Genomic DNA, 20794 nt, shown 5'->3' on the forward strand with positions numbered 1-20794 from the left:
GCTACCCTCCAAGGCTTTGCCCGAGGGAATCACAATTGACGAATTACGCAACAGGCCCACAAGGGGAGAGGGGAAGATCTGCCGCCTCAATCCACCATATCCGCAACCGCCTTGCCGCAGGCGGTGGTGTCGGCGTTGCCGCCGAGGTCCTTCGTCCGCAGCGTGCGTTCGGCGAGCGTGCGCTCGATCGCATCGACGATCGACTTGCCGGCTTCCTTCTCGCCGAGATGCTCGAGCATCATCGCGCCGGACCAGATCGCGCCGATCGGGTTGGCGATGCCCTGCCCCGCAATGTCGGGCGCCGAGCCGTGCACCGGCTCGAACACCGAGGGGAAATCGCCCTCGGGATTGATGTTGCCTGATGGCGCGATGCCGATGGTGCCGGTGCAGGCCGGGCCGAGATCGGAGAGGATGTCGCCGAACAGATTCGAGCCGACCACGACGTCGAACCAGTCCGGATGCAGCACGAAGTTCGCGGTCAGAATGTCGATGTGGTACTTGTCCCACTTCACGCCTGGGAATTTCTTGGCCATCGCCTCCACGCGCTCGTCCCAATAGGGCATGGTGATCGAGATGCCATTGGATTTCGTCGCCGAGGTCAGGTGCTTCTTCGGCCGCGACTGTGCGAGCTCGAAAGCGAATTTCAGGATGCGGTCGACGCCGGTGCGGGTCATCACCGTCTGCTGCGTCACGAACTCGCGGTCGGTGTCCGGGAACATGCGGCCGCCGACGGAGGAATATTCACCTTCAGTGTTCTCGCGCACCACCCAGAAATCGATGTCGCCGGGCTTGCGGTTCGCCAGCGGCGACGGCACGCCGGGCATCAGCCGCACCGGGCGCAAGTTCACATACTGGTCGAACTCGCGGCGAAACTTGATCAGCGAACCCCACAGCGAGACGTGATCCGGAATCTTGGCCGGCCAGCCGACGGCGCCGAAATAGATCGCGTCATGCTTGCCGATCTTCTCTTTCCAGTCGTCGGGCATCATCTGGCCGTGCTTCTCGTAATAGTCCCAGGACGAGAAGTCGAAATGGTCGAAATGCAGGGACACCCCGTGCTTCTTCGCCGCTGCCTCCAGAACGCGCAGGCCCTCGGGCATCACTTCCTTGCCGATGCCGTCGCCGGGAATGACTGCAATCCGGTATTGTTTCTTGCTCATCGAGAACGTCCTTGGTTGGTCCGGCAGCCGCCGCCTTTTTGACCGCACTGCAATGGACCAAACTCGGCAGCAGTGCAACGCTGCACTGCAATGTTGACCGTGGCGCGGCCGAGCGCCTACTGGTTTGATCCTGATGTTCCCACCGAGCGAGTACCCTTCATGGATCTGCATCTGCGTGGCAAGCGCGTCCTGATCACAGGCGCGTCCAAAGGCATTGGCGCAGCCGCCGCCGAGGCGTTTGCCGAAGAAGGCGCAAACCTCCTGCTCGCCGCCCGCAGCGGCGACCAGCTCAAGGCGCTGGCGGACCACCTGCGCTCCGCACACCAGATCGACGCCGCGACGAGCATCGTGGACCTGCGCAAGGCCGAGGACGTGGCGCGGCTCGCGCGGGAAGCCGCCGACATCGACGTGCTCGTCAACAATGCCGGCGACATCCCCGGCGGCTCGATCGACAAGATCGACGAGGCGACCTGGCGGCACGCCTGGGAATTGAAAGTGTTCGGCTACATCAACCTGACGCGGCAGATCTACGCGCAGATGAAGGCGAAGGGCGGCGGCGTCATCGTCAATGACATCGGTGCGGCCGGCGAAAAATTCGACGCCAATTACATCTGCGGCAGCGCCGGCAACGCCGCATTGATGGCCTTCACCCGCGCGCTCGGCGGCAAGAGCCTAGCCGACAACATCCGCGTGGTCGGCATCAATCCCGGCCCGGTCGGCACTGATCGCCACGTCACCCTGCTCAAGACGCGGGCAAAGCACCAGTTCGGCGATGAGAGCCGCTACAAGGAATTCCAGAAGAGCCTGCCGCTCGGCCGTCCCGCGCATGCGCGCGAGATCGGCGATCTCATGGCGTTCCTGGCGTCTGATCGCGCCGGATATACGTCGGGGGTGATCTACACCGTCGATGGCGGCATCAGCGCCGGATGGGGCTAAGTATCTCCGTCATTGCGAGCGCAGCGAAGCAATCCAGGAACGCATCCGCGGTACCAGTCTGGACTGCTTCGCTGCGCTCGCAATGACGACACAATAATCACAGGAGTAAAATAGTTGTCTCAAGACCTGATCCGCGAAACCGCCTGCGCCGTCGTCGACAAGCTGCGCTCCGGCGACGTCTCGCCGCTCGAACTGCTGGATGTGGTGGAGAAGCGCATCGGTGAGGTCGACGGCAAGGTCAACGCGCTGCCGACACTGTGCTTCGATCGCGCGCGGGACAACGCCAAGACGCTGATGCAGAAGCCGGCCGGCGCGCGCGGGCTGCTCGCGGGCCTGCCGGTGCCGATCAAGGATCTCACTGACGTCGCCGGCGTGCTGAACACGCAGGGTTCGCCGATCTTCAGGGACAATGTGCCCAAGCAGTCCGATCTCATGGTCGAGAACCTCGAAGGCAATGGCGCGGTCGTCTACGCCAAGTCGAACACACCGGAATTCGGCGCCGGCGCCAACACGTTCAACGAAGTGTTCGGCGCGACGCTCAATCCCTGGGATACGACGAAGTCTGCGGCCGGCTCCTCCGGCGGCGCGGCGGTGGCGCTGGCCACCGGCATGGCCTGGCTCGCCCAGGGCTCCGACATGGGCGGCAGCTTGCGCAGCCCCGCGGCCTTCTGCGGCGTGGTCGGCATGCGGCCGAGCATCGGGCGCGTCGCACATACGTCCAAATCGGCGATCGACCGCAATCTCGGCGTGGTGGGACCGATGGCACGCAACGTCGAGGATCTTGCGCTGCTGTTGGATGCCATGAGCGGCGACTATGCAGACGACCCGCTCTCGCTGCCCGCACCTGCGACCTCGTTCCTGTCGGCGGCGCAGTCAGGCAAGAAGCCGAAGCGCATCGCCTATTCGCCCGATCTCGGCATCACGCCGGTCGATCCCGAGGTCAAGGCGATCACGCGCAAGGCCGCGGAACGCTTTGCGGAGGCTGGCGCGATCGTGGAGGAAGCGCATCCGGACTGGCGCGAGGCGCATGAATGCTTCCACGTCCTGCGCGCCTTCGATTTCGCGATCACCAAGGCCAATCTGCTGCGGACCAAGCGCGACCTCCTGAAGCCCGAGGTGATCTGGAACATCGAGGAAGGCCTCAAGCTCACCGTCGAGCAGCTCGCGCGCGCCGAGGCGCAACGCGTCGGCATGACCGCGCGCGCGATCGAGTTCTTCAAAAACTACGACCTGCTGTTGACGCCGACCACGATCGTGCCGCCCTTCCCGATCGAGCACCGCTATGTCGCCGAATGCGCCGGCAAGAAGTTCGAGAACTATGTCGAATGGCTCGGCATCGTCTACGCCATCACGCTCGCCTGCTGCCCGTCGCTGTCGCTGCCCTGCGGCTTCACGGCGTCTGGCCTCCCGGTCGGCGTACAGGTCGTCGGTGCCCCGCGCGCGGATGCGCAGGTGATCGCCGGCGCGAAGGTGTTGGAGGATATTCTGGGTCTGCGCGGCTCCACGCCGATCGATCCCAAGGTGAAGGCATAACGCGAGCCGCACCGGCGGGGACTTGACCGTCCCCGCCGTGCGCCGGTCAGACCCTAGTCGTTCGCTTTCGGCCCGCCGTGATACTGATGCGCATCGTATCCGGCCTCATCCGTTGGAGCGGCGAAGGCGAAGGAGTTCGGATGCGTTTCCGACATCTGGACGGTGGCCGCCGAAGCCATGTGCGAGTGATTCATTGCCTCGTGGGCAGAGGCGGCGGAGCAAAGCGCGACCAGCATGGCCGACGCTGCGAGAACTGATTTTATCATGATGTGACGTGCCTCTTGTGAGTGCCACCAGCAAATTGCAGATGGATCTCGCCGCGTAGGATTGCCAGTTTGAATCCAGGCACGCGTTATAGGCGCGGCATAAGCATTTCGCGCTCGAGTATAGGCTTCCAGCGCTTCTGGCCCGCTCCCGCGGCGGAGAAGCTGCCTACCTCGAGGCGGTATTCGCCTCCAGGCCGCGACTGTACCGCGACATCGCGAAGCAAAAGACAAAGTAGATCGCGGCGACGAAGATGTAGACCTCGACCGAGAATTGCTGCCAGGCTGGATCGATGATCGCGGTCTTGGCCGTCGTCAGCAGGTCGAAGATGCCGATGATCAGGACCAGGCTGGTGTCCTTGAAGAAGGCGATGAAGGTGTTGACCAGCGGCGGGATGACGTGGCGGATCGCCTGCGGCAGCACGATCAGGCGATGCTTGCGCCAGTAGGACAGCCCCAGCGCATCGGCGGCCTCATATTGCCCGCGCGGCACGGCCTGGAGCCCACCACGGATGACTTCGGCAAGATACGCGCCCGCGAACAGGATGATGGCGATCTGCGCGCGCAGCAGCTTGTCGATATTGAAGCCACTCGGCATGAACAGCGGAAACATCACGCTCGCCATGAACAACAGGCTCACCAGCGGCACGCCGCGGATCAGTTCGACGTAGAGCACCGAGAGCGAGCGGATCGCCGGCAGCTTTGAACGCCGGCCGAGCGCAACGAGGATGCCGAGCGGGAAACCAAAGGCCAATCCAAACGTCGCCAGGATCAACGTCACCGGCAAGCCACCCCAACGGTCCTGCGAGACGAAGGAGAACCCGAACACCCCGCCCCACATCAGCACGCTGATCAACGCCAGCGCGCCGATCCAGATATAGGCCAGCTCGCGCCGCCACAGGGCGCGGCGGGTGGAGAGATAGAACAGCGCGATGAACAGCACAACCGACAGCGCCGGCCGCCACTGTTCGTCGAACGGATAGGTGCCGAACAGGATGAAGCGATACTTTTCGGGGATGATCGCCCAACAGGCGCCAAGGCCCCGCACCGCCTTGCAGGCGCTGGAGTCGTTTGCCGGCGTGAGCCAGACCGCGTTCGCGATGCCCCACTGCACGAAGCTGAAGATGCCCTTGGCGAGGATCGCCAGCAACACGACCGAAAGAATGGCGTTCGGGATCGACGAGAACAAATTGGTACGGAGCCAGCGCAGCACCGGGTTGCCCATCTGCGGGCGGCGGGCAGCGCGCGGGGCGTCCGGAATGTCGGTGATCGCCGTCATGATCAGCGCTCCACCAGCGCGATGCGCGAATTGTACCAGTTCATGAAGAAGCTGATGCCGAGGCTGATGGTCAAGAACACCGCCATGATCAGCGCGATCGCCTCGATCGCCTGCCCGGTCTGGTTCAGCGTGGTGTTAGCGACTGAGACCACGTCCTGGTAGCCGATCGCGACCGCGAGCGAGGAGTTCTTGGTCAAATTGAGATACTGGCTCGTCATCGGCGGCACGATGACGCGCAGCGCCTGCGGCAGGATGATCTGCCGCAGCATGAAGCTGCGGCGCAAGCCTAGCGCATTGGCGGCATCCCATTGTCCGCGCGGCACGGACTGGATGCCGCTGCGCACGATCTCGGCGATGAAGGCCGAGGTGTAGGTCACGAGCGCGATCAGCAGCGCGAAATATTCCGGCGCGAGCGTCAGCCCGCCGACGAAGTTGAAGCCGCGCAGCTCCGGCCATTCGATCTTCCAGGACACACCAAGCGCCACGGACATCGCCGCCGGCAGCGCGACGATGAGGCCAACCGCAAAGGGCCACGCCGGCCGCGGCTTGCCGTCGCGCATCTGCTGCGCGATCAGCCATCGCCTGATGAGATAGAACACGGCAAGCCCGAGCACGGCTGTACCGAGCACCCAGAGCTGCGGCGAGCCGACCGGAATCGCCGGCAGGATCAGGCCGCGATTGGACAGGAACACGCCCTCGACCGGCCGCCAGGCCGCACGCGCGGCCGGCAGCGCCTGCATCAACACGTACCAGAACAGAAGCTGCAGCAGCAGCGGGATGTCGCGGAGCGTTTCGACATAGACGGCGGCGAGCCGCGACAACAGCCAGTTGGCGGAGAGACGCGAAATGCCGATCAGCGTGCCCAGGATCGTCGCGAGCACGATGCCGATCACGGCGACGCGCAAGGTGTTGGCGATGCCGACGACGAAGGCCCACAGATACGTGTCCCTCGGATTATAAGAGAGCAGGCTGTCGGCGATCGGCATGCCGGCTTCGCGGCCGAGGAAAGCAAAGCCGGTCGTGATGCGGCGGGCCGAGAGATTGGTGACGGTGTTGGACCAGAGGAAGGCGACAACCCCAAGCACGATTCCGACGACGAGCACCTGCCAGAACAGGCCTTGCAGCTCTCGGCGGCCAAATCCGCCGAAGAAGCGACGGCGGGGCGGCGGTCTTGGACTGTCTGAAGTCACAGCACAAAAATCCTTCTGGCGAGCAACGATTTCCGGCGGCGCACGTCAACTGTTGCACCAATCCGAAAAGCGTGCAACAAATGTTTCATGGCCGAGCCCGCGAAATCCTCGCCCTTGAGCGAACTGCGCATTGCGTTGCCATCGCTCCCCCTGCGCCTGCAGGAGGTCGGCCGCTTCGTCGCCGCCAATGACTACGACGCCACCACCCGTTCGATGCGCGATCTCGCCGCCGAGGCCGGCGCCGACCCGGCCGCATTTACGCGGCTTGCCAAGGCGATCGGCTATTCCGGCTGGGACCAATTGCGCGCGGCGCTCACCGAAGCGCGGCGGCCGTCGCAGATCTCACCTTTCTCCGGCCGCGCCAAGAGCCGCCGTCACGGCCCGAACGCCGATGTCGCGCTGGTCACCGACAAGCTCGAGGCCGAGGGCGCCGGCCTTTTGCGCATTCCGGCCCAGCCGATTGCGGATGCCGCCCGCGCGCTGCACGACGCCAAGCGGATCTGGATTGCCGGTTACCGAAGCTGCCGGAGCGTCGCGGAGCTCTTGAACTACGAGCTCCGGCTGTTCCGTCCCGAACAGGTGCAACTCGTCGGCGCATCCGGCCCCGACGATCTCGATCTGGGCGCCTTTCGTCCCGGCGAGGCCGTCATCGTCATCGGCTTCCTGCCCTACACGCATGCGAGCGTCCGTGTTGCGCAGGCCGCCCATCGTGCCGGCACAGCGCTGATCGCGATCGCGGACAGCCTCTCGGCGCCGATGGCCGAAGGCGCCGACCACGTGCTGCTGTTTGAGGCGGCCTCGTCCCCCGGCTTCTTCCCGAGCCTCACCGGCGCCATCGCGATTGCGCAATCGCTCGCGGCGGTAACATTCTCGCTCGGCGGCACGACCGCAAAGAAGCGCCTGGAAACCACCGAGGCGCGGCTCGCCGCGGCCTCCACTTACGTCCCAGAGAAAGGTTGACCCATGGCCGCTCGCACCAGCCGCGTGCTGCACCGTTCGTTGCGCGAAACGCCGCCCAAGGCGATCGGCGGCGAAGGCGTCTATCTCTTCGCCGAGGACGGGCGGCGCGTGATCGACGCCTCCGGCGGCGCAGCCGTCTCCTGCCTCGGCCATCAGCATCCGCGCGTGATCGCGGCGATGGCAAAACAGGCCGCGACGCTGGCCTATGCGCACACCGCCTTCTTCTCCTCCGAGCCGGCCGAGGCGCTGGCCGAGACGCTGGTCGGGCACGAACCCGGCGGTCTCGCCTACGCCTATTTCGTCAGCGGCGGATCGGAGGCGATCGAAGCCAGCATCAAGCTCGCGCGGCAATATTTCATCGAGCGCGGCGAGCCGCAGCGGCAGCACTTCATTGCGCGGCGGCAGAGCTATCACGGCAACACGCTCGGCGCGCTAGCCGCCGGTGGCAATGCCTGGCGGCGCGCGCCCTATGCGCCCCTGCTGTCCGGGGCCTTCAGCCATGTGACGCCGGCCTTTGCCTATCACGAGAAGCACCAGGGCGAATCCGATGCGCAGTTCGTGGCGCGACTGGCCGCTGAGCTCGAAGCCGAATTTCAGCGGCTTGGCCCCGACACCGTCGCCGCGTTCCTCGCCGAGCCCGTCGTCGGTGCCACCGCCGGTGCGGTGACGGCACCGGACGGCTACTTCAAAGCCGTGCGTGACATCTGCGACCGACATGGCGCGCTGCTCATCCTCGACGAAGTCATGAGCGGCATGGGCCGCACCGGCACGACGCACGCCTGGGAGCAGGAGGGCGTTGCTCCTGATATCCAGGCGATCGCAAAGGGCCTCGGCGGCGGCTACCAGCCGATCGGCGCGATGCTCGCGAGTGGTAGGATTATCGACACCATCCGCGCCGGATCGGGCGCGTTCCAGCATGGCCACACTTATCTCGCGCATCCCCTCGCCTGCGCGGCCGCGCTCGCGGTGCAGGACGTCATACGCGAAGACCGCCTGCTCGACCGCGTCAAGGAGCGTGGCAAGCAGCTCGAGCAGCGCCTGACCGAGCGCTTCGGCAATCACCGCCATGTCGGCGATATCAGAGGCCGCGGCCTGTTCTGGGCGATCGAGCTCGTCGCCGACCGCGCCAGCCGCACCTCGTTCGATCCCGCGCTCAAGCTGAACCAGAAGATCAAGGCGGAGGCCTTCGCCAACGGGCTCGGCTGCTATCCCGGCGGCGGCACCGTGGACGGCGTCCGTGGCGACCATGTGCTGCTGGCGCCGCCCTACATCGCTTCGGCTGACGAGATCGACCTGATCGTCGACAAGCTCGGCACGGCCGTCGACAACGTGTTGCGTAGTGTCAATCACTGAGGGGAGAGTCATATCATGAGGAAAGTGGTTATCGCGGCGAGCATGCTCGCGGCATCGACGGTTGCCGCGTCGGCGGCGACGCTCGACACGGTGAAGAGCCGCGGCACGCTGATCTGCGGCGTCAGCGCCGGCTTTGCCGGCTTCTCCGCGCCGGACTCGCAGGGCAATTACAAGGGTCTCGACGTCGATTATTGTCGCGCGCTCGCAGCCGGCGTGCTCGGCGACGCCAGCAAGGTGCGCTACGTCTCGCTGACCGCGCAGAATCGCTTCACCGCGCTGCAATCGGGTGAGATCGACGTACTCTACCGCAACTCGACCCAGACCTATCTGCGTGGCGTGACGCTGGGCCTGCGCCAGGGTCCGATCAACTTCTACGACGGCCAGGGTTTTGTCGTGAAGAAGGACCTCGGCGTCAAGGAGCTGAAGGACCTCAAGGGCGCCACGGTCTGCGTCGCGCAGGGCACCACGCATGAAGTCACGCTCGGCGACTACGGCCGCGCCAACGGCATCGACTGGAAGCCGCTGGTGTTCGACCGCGTCGACACCATGTACCAGACCTTCTTCGGCGGCCGCTGCGATGCCATGACCCAGGATGCCTCCGCGCTCGCTGGCGCCGTGACGACCGCGGCGCCGAATCCCGCCGATTACGTCGTGCTGCCGCAGACCATCAGCAAGGAGCCGCTCGGGCCCTTCACCCGCAATGGCGACGAAGTCTGGAGCGACATCATCACCTGGTTGCATTACGGCCTGATCGAGGCCGAGGAGCTCGGCGTCGCGCAAGGCAATGTCGATGAGATGGCGAAGTCACAGACGCCGGCGGTCCAGCGCCTGCTGGGTGCCTCCGGCGACCTCGGCTCGCGGCTCGGTCTCGACAACAAATGGCTGGTGACAGTGATCAAGGCCACCGGCAATTACGGCGAAATCTACGAGCGCAATGTCGGCAAGGCGAGCCCGCTCAAGCTCGACCGCGGCCTCAACGGCCTCTGGAGCAAGGGCGGCTTGATGTACGCGGTGCCGTTCAAGTAAACGGTGCTTCACCTCTCCCCGCGCATGTCCGCCGAAGCTTTAGCGAAGGCGGATGCGGGGAGAGGTCGGATTGCGATCCGGGTTAGGGGGAGTCTCCTCGAATCCCGCTTTCACCTTTGGTACGGATAGAGCCCCTCACCCCGACCCTCTCCCCGTAAGAACGGGGCGAGGGAGAAGAGACACCGATGCGCATCGCCCTGATCCACGCCCTCAAGCATTCCATCGCCCCGATCGAGGCCGCGTTCGCGAAGGCGTGGCCGGAGGCGCGGCTGATGAACCTGCTCGACGACAGCCTGTCGGCGGATCTGGCCTGCGACGGCGTGCTCAACGATGCCATGACCGAGCGCTTCCTCGCGCTCGGCGACTATGCGGTAGCCACTGGAGCGAACGGAATCCTGTTCACCTGCTCGGCCTTCGGCCCCTGCATCGAGGCCGTCGCGCGCGCACATGCGACGATGCCCGTGCTGAAGCCGAACGAGGCGATGATCGAGCAGGCCGTGAACATGGGCAAGCGGATTGGCCTGCTCTCGACCTTCCCGCCGACACTGGCCTCGATGCCACCGGAGTTTCCGGCCTCGGCCCAGGTCGTGCCGAAACTCGCCGAGGGCGCGCTGGCGGCGCTCGATCGCGGCGATCGCGCCATGCACGACAGGGTGATCGTCGAGGCTTCAAAGGACTTGCGCGATTGTGACGTCATTGCGCTCGCGCAATTCAGCATCGCCGCAACCGCGCCGCTGGTCGCCGAAGCCACCGGCCGCCCGGTCGTGACGACCCCGGACAGCGCGGTCGACAAGCTGATGAGGCTGCTGAAAGCGAAGGCCTAGGCGCCGGACTTTTTCCGACGTCGCGCATCCTTGATCGCAGCAGCGAGCGCGGCCTTCGTTTCGTTCACAAAGTCCTCGACCAGTTCCTCGCGCGTGGCATGCGCGGCCTCGCCGGTGAAGAGGCCCTGTTCGGCCAGCATCACCACGCCATGCAACGCCGCCCAGATCTTGAGCGCTTGCCGCTCGCGCAAAAAGCCGACCGCCGGCGCCTCGAGGGCTTCGATCACCAGCGCGAACGTCTCGCGCGTGGCATCGTGCAGCTCGCTGCCCTTTGCCGCGCATGACACGGTGCGGGAGGCGAACATCAGGCGATAGATGCCGTTGCGGCGCAGACCGAAATCGAGCATCGCCTGCGCCAGCCGCGACAGTTTCGATTGCTTCGACGGCTTCGCCATCGCCTCGCGCAGAAGTGCACTGAGCTGCCGGAACGCCTCCGCCGTCACCGCCGTTAGCAGCGCATCACGGTCGGCAAAATGCCGATACGGCGCCGGCTGCGAGACGCCGAGCTGTTTGGCAAGCGCCTTGATGCTGATCGCCTCGGCGCCGCCCTGCTCCGCCTCGCGCAGCGCGGCCTTGATCAAGGCGTCACGGAGATCGCCATGGTGGTAGGTATTCTCCGGCTTACGGACGAGTTGTGAACGCATGTTACGTCAAGCCTATAAGTTTGCGCTTGACAGGGGAAGCCCGCCGCGAATGTAATAGGATATAACTTAAAGCGGCGGCAAATGCCGCCGATAAAACTCACATGAGGAACGCGCGGCCTTCGGGTCCCGCGCACACGACCGAGGAAGCCGCCATGACAGAGCGACTGAGGGTTCACGTCGATCCCGACAAATGCCAGGGCCACGCACGCTGCAAGGCGCTTGCACCGGAGCTGTTCGAGCTCGACGAATACGGCAACGCCCATGAGGCCGGGGACGGCACCGTGCCGCCCGGCCTCGAAGACAAGGCCTGGCTCGCCAAATCCAACTGCCCGGAAATTGCGATCGATGTGATCGAGGAGTAGCGCGGCTCCTGCCCGCTTGCGTGCTTTCAGCGAACACGAGCCCCAAAGGGATTTCCCGTATGTCCGACGTCAGCCAGCCCGCCGCCCATCCCCCCGTGACCGACTGGGTCCATGATTTCGACCACACCGATCCGCAATGGACGGACGATCCCTTCCCGATCTGGGAGGAGCTGCGTGCCGCGAGCCCGGTCGTGCACACCGACCGTTTTCTCGGCTGCTACATGCCGACGACCTACGAGGCCGTGCGCGAGATCGCCAACGACACCGAGCATTTCTCCTCGCGCCGCATCATCGTCCGTGACGTCCGGCCGGAGATTTCCAGGAACGCGGCGCCGCCGATCACCTCCGATCCGCCCGTGCACAAGCCGGCCAAGCAATTGCTGCTGCCGCCGTTCACGCCGGATGCGATGAAGAAGCTCGAGCCCCGCATGCGCGCGATCTGCAACGAGCTGATCGACGGCTTCATCGCCGACGGCCAGGTGGATGCCGCGGCGCGCTACAGCAAATACATCCCTGTGCGCGCGATCGCCCACATGCTCGGCATTCCCGAGTCTGACAGCGATCTCTTCATCAACTGGATCCATATGATCCTGGAGCTCGGCATCAAGGACGAGAATATGCTGCTCCAGGCCGTGCACGAGATGAGCGACTATTTCAGGACCCATATCGAGGAGCGCAGATCGAAGCCGACCGGCGATCTGATTTCCTATCTGATGAATGCCAAGGACAAGGAAGGCCAGCCGCTGGAAGAGTCCCATGTGCTGGGTTCGCTGCGGCTGCTCCTGATCGCCGGCATCGACACCACCTGGAGTGCGATCGGCTCCTCGCTCTGGCATCTCGCCCGTACGCCGGCCGACCGCGAACGGCTGATCGCCGAGCCCGGGCTGATCCCGACCGCCGTGGAGGAGCTGCTGCGGGCTTATTCGCCGGTGACCATGGCCCGCGAGGTGGTCAAGGAGACCACGATCTCGGGCTGCCCGGTCAAGGCGGGCAACATGGTGCTGCTGTCGTTCCCGGCCGCCAACCGCGACCCCAAGATGTTTCCGGACGCTGACAAAGTCGTGATCGACCGCCGCGAGAACCGCCATGCCGCCTTCGGCCTCGGCGTCCACCGCTGCGTCGGTTCCAACCTTGCACGCATGGAGATGCAGATTGCGCTGGAGGAATGGCTGAAGCGGATCCCCGACTTCGCCCTCGATCCGGCAGGCACGGTGACCTGGTCACAGGGCACGGTGAGAGGCCCCCGCCAGTTGCCATTTCTGCTCGGAAAGGCGATGTAGGCCTTTCCAAGACCAAAGGAGAGAGGCCGGACGTGACAGAGCAAGCAACCCTACCGGCCTCTGACCACATCGACATCGCCGACGCCGAACGGCGGATCAAGATGATCCTCATCGGCTCGATCGGCAACCTCGTCGAATGGTACGATTTCTACGCCTATACGGCGTTCGCGCTCTATTTCGCTCCGGCCTTCTTCCCTGGCAGTGACCCCGTCGTCCAGCAATTGAACGTCGCCGTGGTGTTCGCGGCGACCTTCCTGATGCGCCCGCTGGGCGGCTGGTTGTTCGGCTATATCGCCGACCATTTCGGGCGCCGGATCTCGCTGACGCTGTCGGTCGTCTTCATGTGCTTCGGCTCGCTGATCATCGCGCTGACGCCGACCTATGCCACGATCGGCTTCGCCGCACCTGTGATCCTGGCACTCGCCCGCGTGATCGAGGGCCTGAGCCTCGGCGGCGAATATGGTGCCAGCGCCACTTACCTGAGCGAGGTCGCCGATCCCAAGCATCGCGGTTTCTATTCGAGCTTTCAATACGTCACCCTCATCGGCGGCCAGCTCACCGCGATCATCGTGCTGCTGCTCCTGCAAAAGGTCTTCCTCACGCCGGAGGAGCTGAAGGCCTGGGGCTGGCGCATCCCGTTTGCGATCGGCGCGGCGCTGGCGATCTTTGCCGCGGTGATGCGGCGCAATCTGCAGGAGACCGAGGCCTTCGAGGAGGCCAAGAAGATGGTGAAGCCGACCGGCTCGCTGGCCAATCTGCTACGCTACCCGCGCGAATTGCTACTGGTGGTCGGCCTCACGGCCGGCGGCACCGCGGCGTTCTACACCTTCACCACCTACATGCAGACCTTCGTCAAGCTCTCGGTCGGGCTGACCGAGGACCAGACCACTTTCGTGATCTTCGGCACGCTGATCTTCGCAACCATCCTCCAGCCCATCTACGGCGCGATCTCCGACAAGATCGGGCGCAAGCCGTTGCTGATCTTCTTCGGTGTCGCCGGTACGCTCGCGACCGTGCCGCTGCTGATGACGCTGAAGGAGACCAAGTCGCCTTTCATGGCCTTCATCCTGATCTGCTGCGCCTGGCTGTTCGTCGCCGGTTACACCTCGATCAACGCCGTAGTGAAGGCCGAGCTGTTCCCGACCAATGTCCGCGCCCTCGGCGTCGGCCTGCCCTACGCCATCACGGTCTCGATCTTCGGCGGCACGGCGCCGGCGATAGCGCTCTATTTCAAGAGCATCGGGCACGAGGAGTGGTTCTACTACTATCTCGCCGGCGTCATCTGCCTGTCGCTGATCATCTATTCCACCATGCGTGACACCAAGCACGCCTCCGCGATGCATCGCCACGAGTAGCTCATGGCCGACGACAACGAGCCGCCCGACAGCAAGCTGACGCGCACCAAGGAGAAATGGGCGCGCGAAGGCCGCTTCCTCACCGGCCGCGTTACGCGACCGGAGGATCAGCGGCTGCCGCCGGGCCAGCATCTCACCAAGGACTGGCCGGTGCTCGATCTCGGAGTCGTGCCGCCGGTTTCGCGTGAGCGCTGGCGGCTCGACGTTTACGGTGCGATCGAGACCCCTGTGTTCTGGACCTTTGCCGAATTCGCGGCGCAGAAGCAGGCGCAGATCACCTCCGACATTCACTGCGTGACCACCTGGTCGCGCTACGACAATGAGTGGGAAGGCCTCGCCACGCGCGAGCTGCTTGCGGCTTGCCAGCCGCGCGAGGACGCCCGCTTCGTGGTCCTGCATTCCCATGACGGCTACACCACCAACCTCACGCTGGAAGACTTTGCCGCCGAGGACGCGCTGCTCGCCCACAGCTGGTCGGGTCAGCCGCTGACCGAAGAGCACGGCGGCCCGGTACGGCTCGTCGTGCCGCATCTGTATTTCTGGAAGAGCGCCAAATGGCTTCAGGCCATCGAATTCCTGACCAAGGACGCGCCGGGCTTCTGGGAAGTCCGCGGCTATCATAGCCGCGGCGATCCCTGGGCCGAGCAGCGTTATTCAGCCGATTAGGTTCAAGCAAGGACGGGGGAAGCCCATGCCGACCGAACGCTTTCAATTCACCGGCGAAGGTGGCCATCAACTAGCCGCCGCGCTGGAGCTGCCCGATAGCGAGCCCGCAGCCTACGCGCTGTTCGCGCACTGCTTCACCTGTGGCAAGGACACGCTGGCAGCAAAACGCATCTCGGTCGCGCTTGCAGCCAAAGGCATCGCGGTGCTGCGCTTCGACTTCACCGGACTCGGCTCCAGTGAGGGCGATTTTGCCAATTCGACGTTCTCCTCCAACGTCGCCGATCTCGTGCGCGCGGCCGATCATCTGCGCAAGGTCCGCACGGCGCCGTCGATCCTGATCGGCCACAGCCTCGGCGGTGCCGCGATCCTCGCCGCCGCCGGAAGGATTCCGGAAGCCAAGGCTGTCGTGACCATCGCGGCGCCGTCCGATCCCGCTCACGTCACCGGTCTGTTCAGCGAGCAACTCGACAGCATCCGCGCGCAGGGTGAGGTCGAGGTCTCGCTTGCGGGGCGCCCGTTCCGCATCAAGCGCGAATTCCTCGACGATATCGCCGAGCACGAACTGATGAAGGACATCACCGGCCTGCACAAGGCCCTGCTGGTGATGCAATCACCTGTCGACGATACCGTCGGGATCGACAATGCGACGAAGATCTTCGTTGCGGCCAGGCATCCCAAGAGCTTCGTCTCGCTCGACCACGCCGATCATCTCCTGACCAAGCCGGCCGACGCGCTCTACGCGGCCGACGTGATCGCGGCCTGGGCCAGCCGCTACATCGACATCGCAGAGCCTGCGAAGGCCACGGATGTCGCTGAGGAGCCGCGCAGGGTCGTGGTGCAGGAGACCCGTAAGAGCAAATTCAACCAGACCATTACGGTCGGGCCGCATCATCTAGTGGCGGACGAGCCGATTGCGGCCGGCGGCGAGGATGCCGGCCCCGGCCCCTATGACTTCCTGCTGGCCGGCCTTGGTGCCTGCACCTCCATGACCATGCGCCTCTATGCCGATCGCAAATCGCTGCCGCTCGATCGCGTCACGGTCACGCTGAAGCACTCCAAGATCTACGCCAAGGACTGCGCGGAGTGCGAGACGCGCGATGGCATGCTCGACCAGATCGAGCGCGACATCGCGATCGACGGCGCGCTCGATGCGGAGCAGCGCAGGAAGCTGATGGAGATCGCCGACAAGTGTCCGGTGCACCGGACGCTGACCTCGGAGATACGCATCGTGACGAAGGCCGTGGACTAGCGCGTTATTGTTTAAGCATGATCTTTTCGGAAAACCGCTTCACACTTTTCCGGATCATGCTCTAGAAGCACGACGCCATCGTCCGCACCGCCGTGCTGATCTCATTCTCGCGCCAGGCCGCGAAGCCGAGCAGCAGGCCTTGGTCGCGTGGACGGCCGAGCGCCAGGCTGGACAGGGCCCGTGTTTCGACGCCTGCCTCGACCAGCCGTTGCACCGCCGCCCGATCGGTGCGACCGCGCTTGAGGCGGGCGACAAGCTGGATGCCGCCCGAGGGCACTTCGGCGGAGAGAACTTCGCCCAGATGGCGCTCCAGTCCCTCGACGAGGTGATCGCGGCGCGCGTGATAGAGCCGCCGCATCCGGCGCAGATGCGCGAGAAAATGCCCGTCGGCGATGAACTCCGCCAGCGCTTCCTGGATGTGGCTGGAGGCGATCAGCCCGATGTGCCGCTGTGCGATCTCCAGGGTGCCGACCAGCCCTGGTGGCGCGACGACATAGCCGAGCCGGATATCCGACGTCATCGCCTTCGAAAACGTTCCGACATAGAACACGCGGCCATGGGCATCGAGCCCCTGCAAGGCCGGCACCGGCCGGCTGTCATAATGGAATTCGCCGTCGTAATCGTCTTCGACGACCCAGGTCTCGCCTGGCCTGCTCATGCCCAAGAATTCGGTGCGGCGCGCGAGCGACATCAACCGCCCGGTCGGGTGCTGGTGCGATGGCGTCATGAAGATGAGCTTTGGCGCGGCCATGCCGGGCATCCGCTGCATGCCCTGCTCGTCCAGCTTCATCCCCATCACGCGCGCGCCGGAGGCACGAAAGGCTGCCGCAGCACCGGGATAGCCGGGATCCTCGACCCAGACGTCGTCGCCGGGCGTGATGAGAGCGGCCGCAATCAGGGTCAGCGCGGCCTGCGCGGTCGGCAGGATCAGGATCTGGTCTGCGGTGGCGCGGACGCCCCTGCTGGCGGCCAGATAATGCGCCAGCGCCTGGCGCAGACGCGTCCGGTTGACCGGTCCAAGCTCGCGCTTGGCTGCGCGCACCGCGCTGCGGCGCAGGCAGCGGGCCCACACTTCGTGCGGAAACTCCCGCGCATCTCCATGCCCCGGACGCAGGGGTTTTAGCGGCGCCTGATAGGACATCGGCCAGTCGGTCTGCTTGAGCTTCGACGCCCAGGGCGAGAGCCGCGGCTTACCAGAGCGGACGCTCGGTGCGACGGCGCCCGTCCCTTCGTTACGGCCGCCGTCGACCGTGACCATGGGACGACGACCGTGCGACGCCTCCAGATATCCCTCGGCGGCGAGCTGCTCGAAAGCATAAGTGACGGTGTTGCGCGAGACGCCGAGATCGCCCGCAAGCCGGCGGCTCGACGGCAGCGCACGGCCTTTGCCGAGTCGACCGGTCGCGATCAGGTCTCGCAGCTGGCTCGTCAGTTGCGCCGTCAACCCCTCGTCGTCGGTCCGCTTCAACTCGATCAGGGCGGAGATCACACCTTCCGAAACTGGCACCTTGTTCCTTTCCAATCTGGCACTTTTTCAGGTGCCAATCCGGATGCTATGCGCCGGACTGGACTGCTTCAAGGATTTTGCGATGAACTCCCTCTCCTCCCGCGCGGCCGTCGGCCTGTTCCTCATCGTTGTGCTGGCCTGGGGCGTGAACTGGTCGGTGACGAAGCAACTCGTCCAGTTCCTTCCGCCACTATGGACTTCGGCAATCAGGAGCTGGATCGCGCTGGCCGGATTGTTCGTGATCCTCGGGCTGAGCAACAATCTGGTGATCCCGGAGCGGCGCGACATTCCCGTGATCCTGAGCGTCGCGCTGCTGCACATGACGGTGTTCTCGGTTCTGGTTGCGGCCGGTGTGCGCTTCCTGCCCGCGAGCAAGGCCATCGTGCTCGGCTACACCACGCCGCTCTGGGTCGCGATCGCCGCGCCCTTACTGGGGAAGGATACGCTGACGGCGCCCAAGCTCGCCGGCGCCTTGCTCGGGCTGATCGGCCTTGCCGTGATCCTGAACCCCACGTCGATCGATTGGACCAATACCAACGTCCTGCTGGGGGCCGGCATGGTCGTCCTGGCCGCGATGTCCTGGGCCGCGAACATCATCTATATGAGCGCGCATCGCTGGATTGCATCGCCGCTCCAGCTCCTGATCTGGCAGGTGCTCGTGGCAACCGTTGTGTTGACCGGATCGGCGGTGGTCACGGATGGCCTGCCGCACGCGGAATGGTCGTGGAAGCTCGTGCTGCTGTTCCTGTATTCGGGGCTGATCGGAACGGCGCTGGCCTATTGGGCGATGTCAATGGTCAACAAGAGCATCTCGGCCCTGACAACGTCGCTCGGCACCACCGGGACCCCGCTCGTTGGCATCGCCAGCGCGGCGATCCTGCTGGGTGAGCCGATCGACATGAGCCTTGCTGTCGCGGCCGGACTGATCGTCACCGGCATCGGTCTTGCGACGCTGGGCGACCAGCTGCTGCGCGGTCAGGCCACCGCGAGCGGCTGAACCCGCAGTGCACCGCGCAGGCCGGCCGTCGTGCCGAGCAGCATGCCGGCGACCGCAACGAAGGAGCCCAGAGCGAGCGTCGACACGCCCGTGAGCCCCTGCCCGATCGAGCAGCCGAACGCCATCACACCGCCGATCCCCATCAGCGCCGCGCCGCCGGCCGAGCGCAGCATGTGGCGCGGCGAGGAATAACCTTCGAGGTGAAAGCGGCCCGCAGCGAGCGCGGTGACAAGGCTGCCGGCGAGAACACCGGCCACGGTGGCGATGCCGAAGTTGAGCGTCAGGCCGGTCGAGAGCATGGCGTATTGCAGGCTATCTGCGATCGGCGCGATGAAGGTGAGTGAGGTCACCGGGACGGGATTGAAATCGTCGGCGCCGAGATAGCCGGTGACGAACCAGCCGCAGGCGACCAGAAGGCCGACGACGACGCCGGCCGCAATCTGGCCGGGCGAACGCCGGAATGCCGGGTGTGCGAACGCAAACAGGATCAGCGCAACGACGATTAGGGCAGCGCCCAGCGCGCGCGAGACCGCTTCACCGGGACCGAGCGTCGCCAACAGTGACGGCAGCGAATTGGCGTTGACGGTCGTTTGCGAGGCCTGGACCAGGGCTATGCGGGCCGGCGCGATCAGGCCCTTGAGTGTCATCTGCGCGGCGATGGCGAGCACGATCACGACGACGAAGGAGCGGAGATTGCCGCGGCCGAGCATCACCAGCGCCCGCGAGCCACAGCCGTTCGACAGCACCATGCCGTAGCCGAACAACAGGCCGCCGAGGAACAGCACCGGCACCGAGAAGGATTGTTGCAGATAGATCGACTTGCCGAGATCGACCATGCCGCTACCGGCAAGGAACTGGCTCGCAGCAACCGCAACAGCAATCGCCATCGCAAAGGTCCGCACCAGCCGCCCGTCTCCCTCGGCCAGCCAACCGCGTATGCTGCTCATCAGGCAGAACCCGCTGAGGAGCCCGACGGCGCCATAGATGAGCCCGATGACGAGGCCGGCGAGGATGACAAGTTGGGTGGAATCCATTTTTGGTTCTCAGGTCTCTCGCCATTCTCCGTCATTGCGAGGAGCGAAGCGACGAAGCAATCCAGACTGTCTCCGCGGATACATTTCTGGATTGCTTCGCTGCGCTCGCAATGACGGTGTGTTAAGGCTTCAGGATCACGCGATCCCGCGACGAACCGGCGACCGCGACATAGGCCTCCTTGGCGCGCTCCAGCGGATAGACGGCATTCGGCTTGATCGGGAACGGCTTCAGGTGCCCGCTCGCAAAGCCGGGGCCGAGGTCGCGCAGCACCGCGCCGGTTGCGGCCGAGGACAGCCCGAGCGTGTCGATGCCGACATAGGTGTGTTGCCCGCGGTAGAATTCGAGAATGTTGAACTGCACGATGCGGTCGATCGCGGCGATCAGGATCTGGCGGCCGCGCAATCCGAGCGACTTGTGCGCGGCCTGGAAATAGGGATCGCCGACCGTGTTGAAGACGATGTCGGCCCCCTTGCCGCCGGTCACTTCGCGCACACGCGTGGCGACATCGGTCGCCGAGGAGTCAATCACCTCGATCGGTGCGTTGGCATGGCCCTCAGAGGCTTCCGCCTTGCGCACTACGCCGATGACGCGCGCGCCCTGCCAGGTCGCGATCTGGACCGCGGCCTGACCGACCTTGCCGTTGACGCCGAACACCAGCACGGTTTCGCCGGGCTTTGGAACGCCGGCGCGGCGAAAGCCTTCCATCGCGGTGACGAAGGGCACACCGATGCCGGCAGCCTCCTCCCAGGACACCGTCTTCGGCTTCTCCACCACGGCGTCCGCTTCGACGACGAGATGGCTGGCGTGGGTGCCGTCGCGGCGGATGCCGAGATCGCCGGAGGAGCCGAACACCTCGCGGCCGATCGTATCGGCCGGCCCGTCGATCACCACACCGGCATAATCGCGGCCGGGCGTGCGGGGGAAGACCGCATAGGGCATCAGCCCGGTCGCAGCCTTCACATCGGAGGGGTTGACGGCGGCGGCCCTTATCTCGATCAGGAGATCTTTCGGACCGCGCGTGAGCATATGACGCTCGATCAGCGGCGCGATCGCCGCAGCATTATCGGCCTTGGCATTGAAGCGGACGCAGCGCGCTTCGACGGTTTTGCGATCGGCGGATGACATCGAAAGACCCACGATTTCTCGCGGGCCTTGTCGCCTTTGGGACCGGCCAA

At 65.1% G+C, this 20794-nt stretch carries 20 protein-coding genes; 12 read left to right on the plus strand and 8 right to left on the minus strand.

Annotated features, from left to right (window positions below; all coding sequences use genetic code 11):
• Positions 1 to 86 precede the first annotated feature (86 nt).
• Positions 87 to 1160, minus strand: a complete 1074-nt coding sequence (locus tag AC5ZFO_RS38595; RefSeq protein ID WP_282524730.1) for a tartrate dehydrogenase — start codon at positions 1158 to 1160, stop codon at positions 87 to 89.
• Positions 1161 to 1319: 159 nt separating this feature from the next.
• Between AC5ZFO_RS38595 and AC5ZFO_RS38600 the strand changes: the two genes are divergently transcribed.
• The gene (locus tag AC5ZFO_RS38600) at positions 1320 to 2096 is read left to right on the plus strand and encodes an SDR family oxidoreductase (protein WP_496123477.1); all 777 of its coding nucleotides are present in this window, start codon (positions 1320 to 1322) and stop codon (positions 2094 to 2096) included.
• A 114-nt stretch (positions 2097 to 2210) separates the two neighbouring features.
• Complete coding sequence (locus AC5ZFO_RS38605; protein WP_496123478.1) at positions 2211 to 3629, plus strand: amidase; 1419 nt, start codon at positions 2211 to 2213, stop codon at positions 3627 to 3629.
• Between the two features lie 53 nt (positions 3630 to 3682).
• Here the strand turns inward: AC5ZFO_RS38605 and AC5ZFO_RS38610 are convergent, their stop codons facing one another.
• The 3 genes from AC5ZFO_RS38610 to AC5ZFO_RS38620 all read right to left on the minus strand — a co-directional run bounded on the left by AC5ZFO_RS38610 (position 3683) and on the right by AC5ZFO_RS38620 (position 6361).
• Entirely contained in the window at positions 3683 to 3865 is a 183-nt protein-coding gene (locus AC5ZFO_RS38610; RefSeq protein ID WP_282524732.1) for a hypothetical protein, read from the minus strand.
• 196 nt (positions 3866 to 4061) lie between these two features.
• Positions 4062 to 5171: an amino acid ABC transporter permease gene (locus AC5ZFO_RS38615; RefSeq protein WP_496123479.1), complete on the minus strand. Its 1110-nt coding sequence runs from the start codon at positions 5169 to 5171 to the stop codon at positions 4062 to 4064.
• A 2-nt stretch (positions 5172 to 5173) separates the two neighbouring features.
• Positions 5174 to 6361, minus strand: coding sequence for an amino acid ABC transporter permease (locus tag AC5ZFO_RS38620; RefSeq protein ID WP_071915770.1), 1188 nt, complete (start codon positions 6359 to 6361; stop codon positions 5174 to 5176).
• Positions 6362 to 6448: 87 nt separating this feature from the next.
• Between AC5ZFO_RS38620 and AC5ZFO_RS38625 the strand changes: the two genes are divergently transcribed.
• The 4 genes from AC5ZFO_RS38625 (at position 6449) to AC5ZFO_RS38640 (ending at position 10524) form a co-directional block, all read left to right on the plus strand.
• Positions 6449 to 7321, plus strand: coding sequence for a MurR/RpiR family transcriptional regulator (locus tag AC5ZFO_RS38625; RefSeq protein WP_282524734.1), 873 nt, complete (start codon positions 6449 to 6451; stop codon positions 7319 to 7321).
• Between the two features lie 3 nt (positions 7322 to 7324).
• Positions 7325 to 8674: an aspartate aminotransferase family protein gene (locus tag AC5ZFO_RS38630; RefSeq protein ID WP_282524735.1), complete on the plus strand. Its 1350-nt coding sequence runs from the start codon at positions 7325 to 7327 to the stop codon at positions 8672 to 8674.
• Between the two features lie 12 nt (positions 8675 to 8686).
• Positions 8687 to 9700 carry an amino acid ABC transporter substrate-binding protein gene (locus AC5ZFO_RS38635; protein ID WP_282524785.1) on the plus strand — a complete coding sequence of 338 codons (1014 nt, stop codon included), beginning with the start codon at positions 8687 to 8689 and terminating at the stop codon, positions 9698 to 9700.
• 185 nt (positions 9701 to 9885) lie between these two features.
• Complete coding sequence (locus AC5ZFO_RS38640; RefSeq protein ID WP_282524736.1) at positions 9886 to 10524, plus strand: aspartate/glutamate racemase family protein; 639 nt, start codon at positions 9886 to 9888, stop codon at positions 10522 to 10524.
• Here AC5ZFO_RS38640 and AC5ZFO_RS38645 read toward each other — a convergent pair.
• Positions 10521 to 11168, minus strand: a complete 648-nt coding sequence (locus tag AC5ZFO_RS38645; protein ID WP_282524737.1) for a TetR/AcrR family transcriptional regulator — start codon at positions 11166 to 11168, stop codon at positions 10521 to 10523. The two genes, AC5ZFO_RS38640 and AC5ZFO_RS38645, sit on opposite strands and share 4 nt — an antisense overlap.
• A 152-nt stretch (positions 11169 to 11320) precedes the next feature.
• Here AC5ZFO_RS38645 and AC5ZFO_RS38650 point away from each other — a divergent pair, with 152 nt between their 5' ends.
• The 5 genes from AC5ZFO_RS38650 to AC5ZFO_RS38670 are packed head-to-tail and all read left to right on the plus strand — an operon-like array spanning position 11321 to position 16080.
• Positions 11321 to 11530, plus strand: a complete 210-nt coding sequence (locus AC5ZFO_RS38650; RefSeq protein WP_007607931.1) for a ferredoxin — start codon at positions 11321 to 11323, stop codon at positions 11528 to 11530.
• A 59-nt stretch (positions 11531 to 11589) separates the two neighbouring features.
• On the plus strand, positions 11590 to 12810 hold the full coding sequence (locus tag AC5ZFO_RS38655; protein ID WP_282524738.1) for a cytochrome P450: 1221 nt from the start codon (positions 11590 to 11592) through the stop codon (positions 12808 to 12810).
• Between the two features lie 32 nt (positions 12811 to 12842).
• On the plus strand, positions 12843 to 14165 hold the full coding sequence (locus tag AC5ZFO_RS38660; RefSeq protein ID WP_282524739.1) for an MFS transporter: 1323 nt from the start codon (positions 12843 to 12845) through the stop codon (positions 14163 to 14165).
• Between the two features lie 3 nt (positions 14166 to 14168).
• Positions 14169 to 14831: a sulfite oxidase-like oxidoreductase gene (locus AC5ZFO_RS38665; protein WP_282524740.1), complete on the plus strand. Its 663-nt coding sequence runs from the start codon at positions 14169 to 14171 to the stop codon at positions 14829 to 14831.
• Between the two features lie 25 nt (positions 14832 to 14856).
• Positions 14857 to 16080 carry a bifunctional alpha/beta hydrolase/OsmC family protein gene (locus AC5ZFO_RS38670; protein ID WP_282524741.1) on the plus strand — a complete coding sequence of 408 codons (1224 nt, stop codon included), beginning with the start codon at positions 14857 to 14859 and terminating at the stop codon, positions 16078 to 16080.
• A gap of 61 nt (positions 16081 to 16141) precedes the next feature.
• Here AC5ZFO_RS38670 and pdxR read toward each other — a convergent pair whose 3' ends face one another.
• Positions 16142 to 17587: a MocR-like pyridoxine biosynthesis transcription factor PdxR gene (gene pdxR, locus AC5ZFO_RS38675; RefSeq protein ID WP_496123480.1), complete on the minus strand. Its 1446-nt coding sequence runs from the start codon at positions 17585 to 17587 to the stop codon at positions 16142 to 16144.
• Between the two features lie 82 nt (positions 17588 to 17669).
• Here pdxR and AC5ZFO_RS38680 point away from each other — a divergent pair, with 82 nt between their 5' ends.
• Positions 17670 to 18584 carry a DMT family transporter gene (locus AC5ZFO_RS38680; protein ID WP_496123481.1) on the plus strand — a complete coding sequence of 305 codons (915 nt, stop codon included), beginning with the start codon at positions 17670 to 17672 and terminating at the stop codon, positions 18582 to 18584.
• Here the strand turns inward: AC5ZFO_RS38680 and AC5ZFO_RS38685 are convergent.
• Entirely contained in the window at positions 18563 to 19618 is a 1056-nt protein-coding gene (locus tag AC5ZFO_RS38685) for a YeeE/YedE family protein (protein WP_282524744.1), read from the minus strand. The genes AC5ZFO_RS38680 and AC5ZFO_RS38685 overlap by 22 nt on opposite strands.
• A gap of 121 nt (positions 19619 to 19739) precedes the next feature.
• On the minus strand, positions 19740 to 20744 hold the full coding sequence (locus tag AC5ZFO_RS38690) for a quinone oxidoreductase family protein (protein WP_496123482.1): 1005 nt from the start codon (positions 20742 to 20744) through the stop codon (positions 19740 to 19742).
• Positions 20745 to 20794: the final 50 nt, after the last annotated feature.

The organism is Bradyrhizobium sp. Unk1 (genome assembly GCF_059512345.1).